The organism is Pseudarthrobacter sp. LMD1-1-1.1 (genome assembly GCF_040676255.1).
Taxonomy (GTDB): Bacteria; Actinomycetota; Actinomycetes; order Actinomycetales; family Micrococcaceae; genus Arthrobacter.
Map to the genome: position 1 here is coordinate 208,279 of NZ_JBEGHP010000023.1, position 12,574 is coordinate 220,852.

Below are 12,574 nucleotides of genomic sequence, written 5' to 3' on the forward strand. Positions count from 1 at the left end.
AAAGTTTTCCATGACCACCCAGACTCCCTCCACTGCCAAGAAGCGCATCCTTTCCGGCGCCAAGCCCACCGCCGATTCCCTGCACCTGGGCAACTACATCGGCGCCGTGCGCAACTGGGTGGACATGCAGTCGGAATACGACGCCGTCTTCTTCATCCCGGACCTGCATGCCATCACGGTGGATTTCGATCCCGCAGAACTGGCCAAGCGCACCCGCATTGTGGCGGCGCAGTACATCGCCGCCGGCATCGACCCGGACAAGAGCATCTTCTTTGTCCAGTCCCATGTCCCGGAGCACGCACAGCTTGCCTGGGCGCTGAACTGCATCACCGGCTTCGGCGAGGCGTCCCGGATGACCCAGTTCAAGGACAAGACCCAGAAGTCGGGCGCTGACGCCGCAACGCTGGGCCTTTTCGCCTACCCCACGCTGATGGCCGCGGATATCCTCCTGTACCAGAGCGATCTGGTGCCGGTCGGCGAGGACCAGCGGCAGCACCTGGAACTGACCCGGAACCTCGCGCAGCGTTTCAACACCCGGTTTGGCCACACCTTCACGGTTCCCGAGGCGACGATCGTCAAGGAAAGCGCCAAGATCTACGACCTCCAGAACCCCAGCGCCAAGATGTCCAAGACGGGGGAGTCCCCCAACGGTGCCATCCAGCTGCTGGAGGATCCCAAGATCGCCGCCAAGCGCATCAAATCGGCAGTGACGGACGCGGGCACGGACATCCGCTTCGACGCCGAGGAGAAGCCCGGGGTCTCCAACCTGCTGACCATCTACTCTTCCCTGACCGGGAAGTCGGTGGCGGAGCTCGAAGCCGAGTACCAGGGGAAGATGTACGGCCACCTCAAGGTGGACCTCGCGGAGGTTGTGGTGGACTTCATCACTCCGCTCCGCAACCGGACCAACGAGCTGATGGCTGATCCCGCCGAGCTTGACCGGCTGCTGGCCCTCGGTGCGGAACGGGCCCGGGAAATTGCCTCTGTCACGCTGGGCCAGGTGTACCAGCGCATGGGCTTCCTGCCGTCCCTCAGCCTCGCAGGAGTCCGCTAGCGCCATGTCTTCGAGAAACGTCACCGCCAGGGGAGGTGCCTTCTCCGCCGGCCAGGCGGAGCGGAACCTGGCTGACCGCTTCGAAGACCAGTCCGGCCACAACGCGGCAACGGACCGTGAGGTGGCCCGCAGCGACGAAATCAGTGTGGGCGTCATCCTGGGCTTTCCCGCCGAGATAGCTGAAGAACTGCAGCGCTGGCGCGCGTCCTTTGGCGATCCCCTGGCCGGGGTGGTGCCCGCGCACATCACGCTGGTCACCACCACTCCCACCCAGGACTGGGAGGCCACCCGTCGGCACGTCCGCGAGGTGGCCCGCTGCCAGAGCCCCTTCATGGTGACCATCGCCGGAACCGGAACTTTCCGGCCGGTTTCGCCGGTGGTGTTCATCAACGTGGAGGACGGCTTCGAGGAGTGCGTGGACCTGCACCGCAAGCTGCAGCAGGGTCCCCTTCACCGGGAACTGCCCTTTGCCTACCATCCCCACGTCACCATCGCCCATGATGTCGCCCCTGAAAGCCTGGATGAAGCCGAAACGGTGCTGAAGAACTACAGGGCCACCTTCCCCGTGGTTAGCATGGGACTCTATGAGCATGATGCCGACGGCATCTGGCAGCTACGGGAAGAGCTGGACTTTGGGACCGAAACTGACAACCACGCCGGCACCAGCTTCACGGACGCTGCCGCGGACACCACAACCGAAGGCGGCTGACCGGTCGCCGCTGCCCACGCAGCATGCCCAGCTGAAGCTGGCCGTCATCCAAAAGCGGATGGAATGGGGAAAAGCCAGGAGAGCGGGCGGCGGCGTGGTGCCGGGCCTGATGGCACTGATCCAGTGGCTGCTGGCCAAACTCAACACCTTGCGCCCCATGCGGGCCTTCCAGCACTACAACCTCCAGCACGGGCCCCTGCTGAGCGCCGGCATTGGCTTCCGGATGTTCTTCTCCATCACCGGCCTCCTCACCACCGGGTTTTCGATAGCCGGGCTTGTCCTCAGCGGACAGCCGGCCCTCCTCGATACCATTGTTGCCACGGTGGCGCACAGCGCCCCCGGCCTCCTGAAAGTCGGCAACGGGGACGGACTGGTGGACCCGAAGGACCTCCTGAACCCGGGCGGCCTCGGCTGGACGGCGGTTATTGCCGCTGTGGTCACCATCATCACCTCGCTGGGCTGGATCAACGGGATGAGGGACGGGCTGCGCGGCGTGCTGCAACTTCCTCCGCTTGTGGTCAACCCCATCCTGGTGCGGCTGCGCGACGCCGGTACCCTGCTGCTGCTGGGGCTGGCCCTGGTGATCAGCGCGGGCGCCTCCCTTGTCTTCGGCACGGCGGCGGGTTGGGTGGTGGGTTTCCTGCATCTTAGCGACGCCGTGGCCGGTCCCCTCACCACGTCCGTCAAGATCGTGGTGCCGCTGGTCCTGAACTGGGTCACCGCGCTGATCATGTTCCGGCTCGCCGCCGGACTGAAACTGTCCCGGCAGGCGCTGCTCGAAGGCACCATCCTCGCCGCCGTAGGCACCACCGTTCTGCAGATCTTCAGCACTGAGCTGCTGGCAGGTGCCAGCCGGAACCCAATCCTGGCCTCATTCGCCATCATCATCGGCCTGCTGATCTGGTTCAACCTGGTCAGCCAGGTCTACCTTGTCTCAGCCGGGTGGTCGGCGATCCGTGAGGCTGACCTGGAGTCCGGCGGCGCTCCGCGGAAAACCATCCTCGGCGCGCGGCGGGCCACGCCCCAGACCTGACCTGCCGTCACTGGTGACGCCGGCAGGGATATCTGGCCGTGGCCGGCTGTTTTACGGCGCCGGCACCAGCCCCTCCCACGCCACCGTCCAGCCTGCTGGAAAGCCGGGGGCGTGCCGGTCCGGGCCGTTGTCCCAGCCGGCTGCCATCAGGGCGACGGCGGCAAGCAGGCCGCCATTGCCCGGCAGGTACAGGGGCAGCGAGTCCGTCTGGCGGTTGTGCCCGTTGGACAGCACCGTATTCTTTCCGGCCTCCTGCAGGAGCGCGTTGACTGCGGCCTCGGGGCGGCCCACGCGCGCAGCGGTCATGGCCATGACCGGATAGTCCCAGCCCCACGTGCTGTCCCAGTCCCAGTCCGCCAGGACGTCCTCAAGCGTGGCGCTCATGATGTCTTCGTCGATCAGGTCCGTCAGCGGAAGGACGCCGAGCGCGCAAAGCATTGAGGGGTGGTCTGTCCTGATGGTAAAGGGTTCCACGTCCATGGCCGCGTAGACGCCGTTGAGCACGCGCGGGGGCACCAGGCCGTCCGCCACCGTGAGCCAGGACTGCACGGTTTCCAGCCCCAGCCGCTCCCGCCAGGCGGCGGCCGTGCGGAGGCCCCACTGCCAGTACGCGAGTTCAAAGGTGGGGTTGGTGACGGTCCCGCGGAGGGGACCGTAGCTTTCCTGCGCGGGAATGAGGGGGGGCCCAGCTCAAAACCGCGCGGTGTGGGGTGGGCGAAGCCGGCCATGAAGTGGGCGGATTCGAAGACGATGTCCGCAAATTCCTCCAGCACCTCCCGGCACGGACGGCTCCGGTACACCAGTTCCGCCATGTGGATGGGATGCGGCTGCTGCCAGATAAGGAAGGTGCCGATCGGGCTGGGGCTCTCCCTTCCGTCCGGACCTGTCTGCTTTGGCCAGCGGGCGCCGTCGAACCCTTGTCCCCGGGCCGTTTCCCGTGCGCCCTCCAGCACCGTGGCGTACCAGCGCAGGGACGGCAGGAGGAGCTCCACCCGGTTCCAGTGCGCAAAGTGGGCGGCGTGCCACCAGTGCATCTCCAGGTGGAAACGTCCGCGCCAGGAATTGCAGACCAGCCCGGTTTCCTGCGGCGGCAGCGACCCTGAACAGTTGACGGCCGTGAGGTATTGGGACAGCACGATGCGCCGTTCCAGCTCAGCGGCCCGGGGATCCGCCGTGGCAGCCAGTTCCACGGCACCGCCGGATCCCCAGAAGCGTGGCCAGTGCGACGCCGACGCGGCGGCGACAGTGCTGCCAGGCAACGGAGGAGCCACCATCGGATGCCCGGCGCCGGGAGGCAGCGGAGTGCTTGCGCCCGCCTTTCCGGCCACCCGGGAAAGGCCCGCGCCGCCGCGCGGAATACAGTCACCATCTCCTGCGGTAAGGAAGGCGATGGACAGGTCCAGGACGGCCGGATCGGCATCCACGCACGAATGTATCCTCACGTGGTGCGTCCCTGTTTGGTCCACGGTCAGGCCCTGCCCCGAAACCACCACCTGGTACCGCGCGTTATCCAGTTCGCGGTGCACGATCCAGCTGGTGGATCCGGGGTGGAGCTCTGAGGGGTGTGGTTGGCCAAGGCGGGTTGTGTGCGCCTCGGGCTGCTCCCAGCCGGCCGCGTTGTGCCACGCCTCTGAGCCGTACGGAAAGTCAATGCCGATCACCAGCCCGTCCCGGACCGCAGTCGACTCCACCCGGATGCCCAGTTCGTCGCGGTCCGGATGGCAGGCTGTGGTGACCTTGGCCGGATGGCCCGCAACCGTGAACGTACTGGTGACGGTGCCGGTCCACAGATCCAGGGTCTGGCTGGTGCCGGAGAGTTCGCCGCTGCTGAGCGGCCGGCCGGTGCCGCCCTGCAGCAGGTGGAAGCCGATGCGTCCGAGGTCCAGGCGGTGCGGGTTGGCGCGAAGCCATGTTTCTGCTGCTGAGGTGCCCGTTTCACGGTCATTGACGATGTCTCCCACCATGTCCACGTACGGCACCGGGCCGCGCGGTGAATCGTAGAGGACAGTGGACCCTGCCAGGGTGCAGTGTTCCCCGCCCGGCGTGGAGTGCCAGCCCCACGCGGACTGTGTCCCCAGCAGGGTTCCCGGCGGGAGTGCGTCCTCGCGCGGCCCCACAGGGTAATCGCGCGGAAGCGTCTGCAGCCCGGTGAGGTCCATGGTGAAAGCGAACTCGCCGTTGCCCACGGAGAGGGGACTGCGCGGATCAAGCGTCCGCTGCCGGACATTGTGGCGCCGCACCAGTGCTTCCCGGTCGATGGGGGCTGGACCGTCTGAAGGGACTCCTCCGGCTCTGTCCGGTCCTGCAGTGCTGCCGTGGCTGCGCAAAGTGCACGTCCTCCTGGGGGATGGCTGGTGACCGGGATGTCCGGCGCACGACGCGCCGTCCCGTCCACTGCGGACCAAGGTTCCCGGACGGTGAGAAAGCGGTTTCCGCGATCCATCATTGGCTGGTTCCAGGGCGGTGTCAAGGCCTTCCCGGGCGCGGAACGGCCCGAAAGTTTTCGGCGGCAACGCCGTGCGGACCAGGATACCCGCCACCTATTGACGGCCTGCAAAACGTGTTGATACGTTTCACGAAACCGTTTTCCAGCCCCCTGATCCAGGAAGAAGCCTGCCCAATGACGCGCCACGGTATGCCCCGCATTCGTCAGTCCATTGCCATCCTGTCAGCAGCAGCCATGCTGGCCGTGACCGCGGGTTGTTCCAGCCCATCGTCCAACAAGGCCGGGGATGGGCCGGTGGAAATCCGGTTCTCCTGGTGGGGCAACGCCGGCCGCGCCGACCTGACCAACAAAGCCATCGCGGAATTCGAGGCAGCCAACCCCACCATCAAGGTCAAGCCGGAGTACGGGGACATCGGCGGTTACTTCGACAAGCTTGCCACCCAGATGGCCGCCAACGACGCCCCGGACGTGATCACCATGGGCGGCGCGTATCCCGCGGAATATGCCAACCGCGGGGCGTTGCTGGACCTGTCGAAGGTAGAGGGGTCACTCGACTTGTCCAAGCTGGACCAGGGTGCGCGGGAAAACGGCCAGGTCAAAGGAAAGCAGTACGGGGTCTCCACGGGAGCCAACGCACTGGCGATCGTGGTGAACCCCGCAGTCTTCACGGCTGCGGGCGTCCCCATGCCGGATGACAGCACCTGGAGCTGGGATGACTTTGCCAGGATTGCCGGCGACATCACGGCCAAGAGCCCGAAGGGGACCTACGGAACGGCGACCGTCCTCACCCATGACTCTCTGGATGCCTTCGCCCGCCAGCGTGGAGAATCGCTCTACACCCAGGACGGCCAACTGGGACTGGGCAAGGAGACGGTGCGGGACTACTTCGATTACTCACTGAAGCTCAGCGAATCCGGCGCCGCCCCCAGTGCTTCCGAAACGGTGGAAAAGCTCAACGTCAGCACCGAGCAGACGCTCATGGGCATGGGCAAGGCCGGGATGATGCTGACCTGGAGCAACTCGCTGACTGCCCTCAGCAAGGCTTCAGGCGCAGACCTAAAGCTGCTCAAGCTTCCCGGCGAAAAACCCACTCCGGGAATCTGGCTCCAGTCCTCGCAGTTCTACACCATCTCCGCCCGCAGCAAGCACACCGACGCTGCGGCTAAGCTGGTGGACTTCCTGGTGAACAACCAGGCCGCCGCCAGGATCATCCAAAGCGACAGGGGCATCCCCGGCAACGCCGATATGCGGGCCGCTATCCAGGACGGCCTCACGCCGCAGGGGAAGGTCGAAGCCGGGTACATCGACCAGATCGGCAAAATGGACTTCGCTCCCACCTACATCGGCCCTACCGGTTCCACCGCGGTTTCCGAGATCACCGCCCGGATCAACACCAACGTCCTGTTCAAGCGGCTCACACCGGAGAAGGCGGCCGAACAGTGGATCAGCGAGAGCAAGGCAGCCATCGGCAAGTAGGCTTCCCGCCACAGTCGGCGCGGCCGGATCAGGCGGGGGTTGCGTCCAGGTACTGGTCAGCCCAGGCAGCGATAATCCGCGCGGCCCGTGCGGCCTGCCCCTTGCCGGTCAGGAGGTGGTCGCTTCCCTCGAGCGAGACAAAGTTCCGCGGGTGCCGTGCGGTCTGGAAGATGGTGCTGGCATTCTCAATCCCCACGGTGTTGTCGGTAGGGGAGTGGAGCACCATCAGCGGCTTGTGCAGCTGCCTGATGCAGTCCGTGAGGTCCGCGTTCTCCAGGTCCTCCACGAAATGCCGGCGGATTTCCACGCGTTTGCCGCCCAGGTCCACCTCGGCGCTGCCCTCACTCAGGATCCGGTCCAGTGCGGCATCGAACACATGGGCCACGTGTTTGGGGGAGAAGGGCGCTCCCACGGTGGCAACGGCGTCCAGTTCGGGAATTTCCCGGGCAGCGGCGAGGACCGCAGCGCCGCCGAACGAATGGCCCACCAGCAGCGAGATTTCCTTCCCCTCGCTGCGCATGAATTCCGCCGCCTTCACCGTGTCCGCAACCTTGTGGCTGAAGGATCCGGCAGACCATTCCCCGGCGGAGCCGCCCAGGCCCACGTTGTCGAAACGCAGCATGCCGATGCCGCTGTCAGCCAGGGCCTTGCACATCCGTGCCGCGGAGGGGCTGTCCTTGCCCAGCGTGAAGCCGTGCGAAAAGACGCCCCAGCCTTTGACGGGGCCCTCGGGAACATCGATGATGCCGGAGAGCATCTCTCCGGTGGAGCCGGCGAAGGACACTTTTTCGGAGCGGGACATGCTGTCCCCTTTCTGTGCGGAAAGGCTGTGCGGAAACGAACGACGGCGCCCTCCACCACGTGTGGTGGGTGACGCCGTCGGCCGTTGTGTCTGTTCTTGAACGCGCCTAGATCCTGCGGGCCAGGATGGCCTGCTTGACCTCCGCGATGGCCTGCGTGACCTGGATGCCGCGGGGGCATGCCTCCGAGCAGTTGAAGGTGGTGCGGCAGCGCCACACGCCTTCCTTGTCGTTGAGGATCTCCAGGCGCATGTCGCCGGCATCATCGCGGGAGTCGAAGATGAAGCGGTGCGCGTTCACGATGGCGGCGGGGCCGAAGTACTGCCCGTCGGTCCAGAACACGGGGCAGGAAGACGTGCACGCAGCACACAGGATGCACTTGGTGGTGTCATCAAAGCGCTCACGGTCCTCTGCGGACTGCAGGCGCTCCCGGGTGGGCTCGTGGCCCTTGTTGATCAGGAAGGGCATGACTTCGCGGTACGACTGGAAGAACGGCTCCATGTCCACGATCAGGTCCTTTTCCACCGGCAGGCCCTTGATGGGCTCCACCGTGATGGGCTTGGACGTGTCCAGGTCCTTCAACAGGGTCTTGCAGGCGAGGCGGTTGCGGCCGTTGATGCGCATGGCGTCCGAGCCGCACACGCCGTGGGCGCAGGAGCGGCGGAACGACAGGGTGCCGTCCATCTCCCACTTCACCTTGTGCAGGGCGTCCAGGACACGGTCCGTGCCGTACATGGTCAGGTGGAAATCGTCCCAGGTCGATTCACCGGAGACCTCCGGGTTGTACCGGCGGACCCGCAGGTGGACGTCGAACGTGGGGATTTCCCCGCCCCCGCCAACGCCGGCAGGAAGTTCAACCTTTGAGGCTGGCTCAGCGATTTCAGCGGTCATCTTAGTACTTCCTCACCATCGGCTCGTAGCGGGTAAAGACAACCGGCTTGGTGGCCAGGCGGATGCCGGCGATTGATTCCGCCGATCCGTCAGCCGGCGCATGGTCATCCTTGTACGCCATGGAGTGCTTCATGAATTTCTCGTCGTCACGCTCGGGGAAGTCCTCGCGGAAGTGTCCGCCGCGGGATTCCTCACGGTGCAGGGCGGCCACGGTCATGACCTTGGCCAGTTCCAGCAGGAAGCCGAGTTCAACGGCCTCGAGCAGGTCCAGGTTGAAGCGCTTGCCCTTGTCCTGGACGTTGATGCGCTTGTAGCGCTCCTCGAAGGTTTCGATGTCGCGCAGCACCTGGTTCAGGGTGTCTGCCGTACGGAACACCTGCATGTTCGCGTCCATCGTGTCCTGCAGTTCCTTGCGGATCTGCGCCACCTTCTCGTCGCCGGTGCCGTTGCGGGCAATGTCCAGCAGCTCGGTGGTGTAGGCCAGCGGGTTCTCCGGCAGTTCCACGTAAGGCGCGGTCTTTGCGTACTCTGCGGCGGCGATGCCGGCGCGCTTACCGAAGACGTTGATGTCCAGCAGCGAGTTGGTGCCCAGGCGGTTGGAGCCGTGGACGGAGACGCAGGCAACTTCACCAGCGGCGTAGAGGCCGGGGATTACGGTGTCGTTGTCCTGCAGCACCTCGGTCTGGATGTTCGTGGGAATGCCACCCATGGCGTAGTGCGCGGTGGGGAACACCGGCACCGGCTCGGTGTACGGCTCCACGCCCAGGTAGGTGCGGGCGAACTCGGTGATGTCCGGGAGCTTGGCGTCGATGTGCGCCGGCTCCAGGTGGGTCAGGTCCAGGAGGACGTAATCCTTGTTCGGGCCGCAGCCGCGGCCTTCGCGCACCTCGTTGGCCATGGAGCGGGCCACGATGTCACGCGGCGCCAGGTCCTTGATGGTGGGGGCGTAGCGCTCCATGAAGCGCTCACCCTCGGAGTTGCGGAGGATTGCACCTTCACCGCGGGCGGCCTCGGACAGCAGGATGCCCAGGCCGGCCAGGCCGGTGGGGTGGAACTGGAAGAATTCCATGTCTTCCAGCGGGATGCCGCGGCGGAAGGCGATGCCCATGCCGTCACCGGTCAGGGTGTGGGCGTTGGAGGTGGTCTTGAAGACCTTGCCGGCGCCGCCGGAGGCGAACACCACGGACTTGGCCTGGAACACGTGCAGTTCACCCGAGGCGAGGTCGTAGGAGACGACGCCGGCCACGCGCTTCTGCTTGTAGGCAGTGCCGTCTTCGCGGACTGCGTCCTCTTCAACCGTCAGCAGGTCCAGGACGTAGTACTCGTTGTAGAACTCAACGTTGTGCTTGACGCAGTTTTGGTACAGGGTCTGCAGGATCATGTGGCCGGTACGGTCCGCGGCGTAGCATGCACGGCGGACGGGAGCCTTGCCGTGGTCACGGGTGTGGCCACCGAAGCGGCGCTGGTCGATGCGGCCCTCGGGCGTGCGGTTGAAGGGCAGGCCCATCTTTTCCAGGTCCAGCACGGCGTCGATGGCTTCCTTGGCCATGACTTCGGCGGCGTCCTGGTCAACCAGGTAGTCGCCGCCCTTGACGGTGTCGAAGGTGTGCCATTCCCAGTTGTCTTCCTCGACATTGGCAAGGGCTGCACACATGCCACCCTGTGCCGCACCCGTGTGCGAGCGGGTGGGGTAGAGCTTGGTCAGTACTGCTGTGCGCGCGCGCTGACCGGACTCGATCGCGGCGCGCATGCCAGCGCCACCGGCACCGACGATGACGACGTCGTACTTATGGACCTGCATACCAGACGCTCTTTCTCTCAAAATTCGCTATAAAACAACGGGGCGGCTTTGCCTGCTCCGCAAAACAGGGCCCGCGGACAAGCCCGCGGGCCCAGGGTCGTGCCAGTGCTAGGCAGGGCAGAAGCCGCCCGGAAGGGCAACGCCGTTCACTACGGGGCACGGGTTGAAGGTGAAGATGACCAGGGTGCCCAGGAGGATGATGACCACAGCGGCCGCGTAGAGAACGGTCTTCAGCCAGCGGCGGGTGGACGTCTTCTCGGCGTAGTCGTTGATGATGGTCCGCACGCCGTTGCTGCCGTGCAGCATGGCCAGCCACAGCATGGCCAGGTCCCAGAACTGCCAGAACGGGTCGGCCCACTTGCCGGCCACGAAGCCGAAGTCAATGGCGTGGATGCCTTCGCCGACCATCAGGTTCACGAACAGGTGGCCGAAGATCAGGACCACCAGCACCACGCCGGAAAGGCGCATGAACAGCCAGGCGATCATCTCGAAGTTGCCCTTGGACCCGCCGCTGCGGCGGTACTGGGGAGCGATCCGGCCGCTGCGGGGGCTCTCGATGGTTGCAGTCATGGCTTAGTGACCTCCGAGGGCGAGGGACAGGTGGCGGATGGAGAAGGCGACCATGGTCACGACCCAGAGGGCCAGGACTGCCCACAGCATCTGCCGCTGGTACTTGGCGCCCTTCTTCCAGAAGTCGACCGCGATGATCCGCAGGCCATTGAAGGCGTGGAAAACGATGGCAGCCACAAGGCCGGTCTCACCCAGCGCCATCAGCGGATTCTTGTAGGCGCCGATCACGGCGGTGTAGGCCTCCGGTGACACACGCACCAAGGAGGTGTCCAGGACGTGGACCAACAAGAAGAAAAAGATCACTACACCGGTAATACGGTGTCCTACCCAGGACCACATGCCTTCACGGCCGCGGTACAAGGTGCCAGCTGGTTTTGTCGGCACTGATAAACCTCCCTGCAACACAGCGGCGCTGGCATGAGATCCATGCGGGGGGAACGCCTGCTGCGAGAGCACTCGTAGCTCAGGCCTAAATCTAGGCTTCGCTAACAGCTTATTCAATTTAGGCGTTTGTTGGTGCCCAGTGCTGGAGCGGATTTTCCGGGGAAATGAGACAAACACCACATCCGTGCGGGCCCAAAGGCCGGGGCGGAGGCCAAAACGCGGGACCATGCGCCGCCACAGGAGCCGCCCGCGGCCCTTCAGCTAAAGTAGCCGTGATGAGTACAGACAAAGTGACAAGCCCGGCTTCACCCCTTGACCGCTTCATTGCGGTGATTCCGGCAGGCGGAGTGGGGACCCGCCTCTGGCCTCTGTCACGAGCAGCAGCTCCCAAGTTCCTTCACGATCTCACCGGATCGGGCAGCACGTTGCTGCGCGCCACCTACGACCGGCTGCACCCCCTCGCGGGCAACCGGATGCTGGTGGTGACCGGCCAGGCGCACCGTGAAGCCGTGTGCCGCCAGCTTCCTGAGGTGCGCGACTCCGACCTTGTTCTGGAGTCCGAGCCCAAGGACTCCGGTGCAGCAATCGGCCTTGCAGCGGCAATCCTGCACGAACGCGATCCCGACACCATCATGGGTTCCTTTGCCGCCGACCAGGTGATCAGCCCGGACAACCTCTTCCAGGAGGCCGTCCGGGAAGCCATCCATACCGCTGCTGCCGGCAAGATCGTGACCATCGGCATCAAGCCCACCCACCCGTCCACCGGTTTCGGTTACATCCGTTCCGGCAAGGCCCTCCACATCGAAGGCGCCCCCAGCGCCCACGACGTCGTGGAATTCGTCGAAAAGCCGGACGAGACGGTGGCCCAGCAGTACGTGGACAGCGGCGACTACGTGTGGAACGCCGGCATGTTCGTGGCGCCCGTGTCGCTGATGCTCAAGCACCTCGAGGCCAACCAGCCCGAACTGTTCCGGGGCCTGCAGGAAATCGCCCGTGCCTGGGACACCCCCCAGCGTGACGAGGTCACTGCCCGCATCTGGCCCACCCTGCCCAAGATCGCCATTGATTACGCGGTGGCCGAACCCGCCGCCGAAGCCGGGGACGTCGCCGTCGTGCCCGGTTCCTTCCGCTGGGACGACGTCGGCGACTTCGCCTCGGTCGGCCGCCTCAACAGCGCCAAGGAAGTGGATGACGTCACCGTCCTCGGTGAGGGCGCCCGCGTGTTCACCGAGAACTCCAGTGGCGTCGTTGTCACCGACACCAAGCGTGTCATCGCCCTGATCGGAATCCAGGACGTTGTCATCGTGGACACGCCGGACGCCCTGTTGGTGACCACCATGGCCAATTCCCAGCGCGTGAAGGCTGCCGTGGACGCCCTCAAGGCAAGCGGGGACACGGACGTCCTCTGAC

The 12,574-nt window shown here is 65.3% G+C and carries 10 protein-coding genes and 1 pseudogene; 5 read left to right on the forward strand and 6 right to left on the reverse strand.

The window, feature by feature from the left end:
* The first annotated feature begins 10 nt into the window (after positions 1–10).
* From trpS to MRBLMD1_RS14595, 3 genes are read left to right on the forward strand one after another with little or no spacing between them, the layout of a single operon-like run.
* On the forward strand, positions 11–1,054 hold the full coding sequence (gene trpS / locus MRBLMD1_RS14585) for a tryptophan--tRNA ligase (RefSeq protein WP_364400892.1): 1,044 nt from the start codon (positions 11–13) through the stop codon (positions 1,052–1,054).
* A 4-nt stretch (positions 1,055–1,058) separates the two neighbouring features.
* A complete protein-coding gene (locus MRBLMD1_RS14590) occupies positions 1,059–1,763 on the forward strand; it encodes a 2'-5' RNA ligase family protein (RefSeq protein WP_364400895.1) in 705 nt (234 codons plus the stop codon).
* A gap of 58 nt (positions 1,764–1,821) precedes the next feature.
* Positions 1,822–2,796, forward strand: a complete 975-nt coding sequence (locus tag MRBLMD1_RS14595) for a YihY/virulence factor BrkB family protein (RefSeq protein WP_159632573.1) — start codon at positions 1,822–1,824, stop codon at positions 2,794–2,796.
* A gap of 51 nt (positions 2,797–2,847) precedes the next feature.
* On the opposite strand, the pseudogene MRBLMD1_RS14600 reads toward MRBLMD1_RS14595, so the two are convergent.
* Positions 2,848–5,123: pseudogene (locus MRBLMD1_RS14600) on the reverse strand (hypothetical protein).
* A 293-nt stretch (positions 5,124–5,416) separates the two neighbouring features.
* On the opposite strand from MRBLMD1_RS14600, the gene MRBLMD1_RS14605 reads away from it, so the two are divergent.
* A complete protein-coding gene (locus tag MRBLMD1_RS14605) occupies positions 5,417–6,718 on the forward strand; it encodes an ABC transporter substrate-binding protein (protein WP_364400899.1) in 1,302 nt (433 codons plus the stop codon).
* Between the two features lie 28 nt (positions 6,719–6,746).
* Here MRBLMD1_RS14605 and MRBLMD1_RS14610 read toward each other — a convergent pair whose 3' ends face one another.
* From MRBLMD1_RS14610 to sdhC, 5 genes are all read right to left on the reverse strand, one after another.
* Positions 6,747–7,520 carry an alpha/beta hydrolase family protein gene (locus MRBLMD1_RS14610; protein WP_159632571.1) on the reverse strand — a complete coding sequence of 258 codons (774 nt, stop codon included), beginning with the start codon at positions 7,518–7,520 and terminating at the stop codon, positions 6,747–6,749.
* Between the two features lie 106 nt (positions 7,521–7,626).
* A complete protein-coding gene (locus tag MRBLMD1_RS14615) occupies positions 7,627–8,409 on the reverse strand; it encodes a succinate dehydrogenase iron-sulfur subunit (protein ID WP_159632570.1) in 783 nt (260 codons plus the stop codon).
* Position 8,410: 1 nt separating this feature from the next.
* Positions 8,411–10,210: a succinate dehydrogenase flavoprotein subunit gene (sdhA, locus tag MRBLMD1_RS14620; protein WP_364400903.1), complete on the reverse strand. Its 1,800-nt coding sequence runs from the start codon at positions 10,208–10,210 to the stop codon at positions 8,411–8,413.
* A gap of 108 nt (positions 10,211–10,318) precedes the next feature.
* On the reverse strand, positions 10,319–10,780 hold the full coding sequence (locus MRBLMD1_RS14625; protein WP_224025431.1) for a succinate dehydrogenase hydrophobic membrane anchor subunit: 462 nt from the start codon (positions 10,778–10,780) through the stop codon (positions 10,319–10,321).
* A gap of 3 nt (positions 10,781–10,783) precedes the next feature.
* Positions 10,784–11,164 carry a succinate dehydrogenase, cytochrome b556 subunit gene (gene sdhC / locus MRBLMD1_RS14630; protein WP_081620212.1) on the reverse strand — a complete coding sequence of 127 codons (381 nt, stop codon included), beginning with the start codon at positions 11,162–11,164 and terminating at the stop codon, positions 10,784–10,786.
* Positions 11,165–11,439: 275 nt separating this feature from the next.
* Between sdhC and MRBLMD1_RS14635 the strand changes: the two genes are divergently transcribed.
* On the forward strand, positions 11,440–12,573 hold the full coding sequence (locus MRBLMD1_RS14635; RefSeq protein WP_364400908.1) for a mannose-1-phosphate guanylyltransferase: 1,134 nt from the start codon (positions 11,440–11,442) through the stop codon (positions 12,571–12,573).
* Position 12,574: the final 1 nt, after the last annotated feature.

Bases quoted from the DNA above. Each gene is read 5' to 3' on its own strand.
- trpS (WP_364400892.1), top strand. From the start codon at position 11: ATGACCACCCAGACTCCCTCCACTGCCAAGAAGCGCATCCTTTCCGGC.
- MRBLMD1_RS14590 (WP_364400895.1), top strand. From the start codon at position 1,059: ATGTCTTCGAGAAACGTCACCGCCAGGGGAGGTGCCTTCTCCGCCGGC.
- MRBLMD1_RS14595 (WP_159632573.1), top strand. From the start codon at position 1,822: ATGGAATGGGGAAAAGCCAGGAGAGCGGGCGGCGGCGTGGTGCCGGGC.
- MRBLMD1_RS14605 (WP_364400899.1), top strand. From the start codon at position 5,417: ATGACGCGCCACGGTATGCCCCGCATTCGTCAGTCCATTGCCATCCTG.
- MRBLMD1_RS14610 (WP_159632571.1), bottom strand. From the start codon at position 7,520: ATGTCCCGCTCCGAAAAAGTGTCCTTCGCCGGCTCCACCGGAGAGATG.
- MRBLMD1_RS14615 (WP_159632570.1), bottom strand. From the start codon at position 8,409: ATGACCGCTGAAATCGCTGAGCCAGCCTCAAAGGTTGAACTTCCTGCC.
- sdhA (WP_364400903.1), bottom strand. From the start codon at position 10,210: ATGCAGGTCCATAAGTACGACGTCGTCATCGTCGGTGCCGGTGGCGCT.
- MRBLMD1_RS14625 (WP_224025431.1), bottom strand. From the start codon at position 10,780: ATGACTGCAACCATCGAGAGCCCCCGCAGCGGCCGGATCGCTCCCCAG.
- MRBLMD1_RS14635 (WP_364400908.1), top strand. From the start codon at position 11,440: ATGAGTACAGACAAAGTGACAAGCCCGGCTTCACCCCTTGACCGCTTC.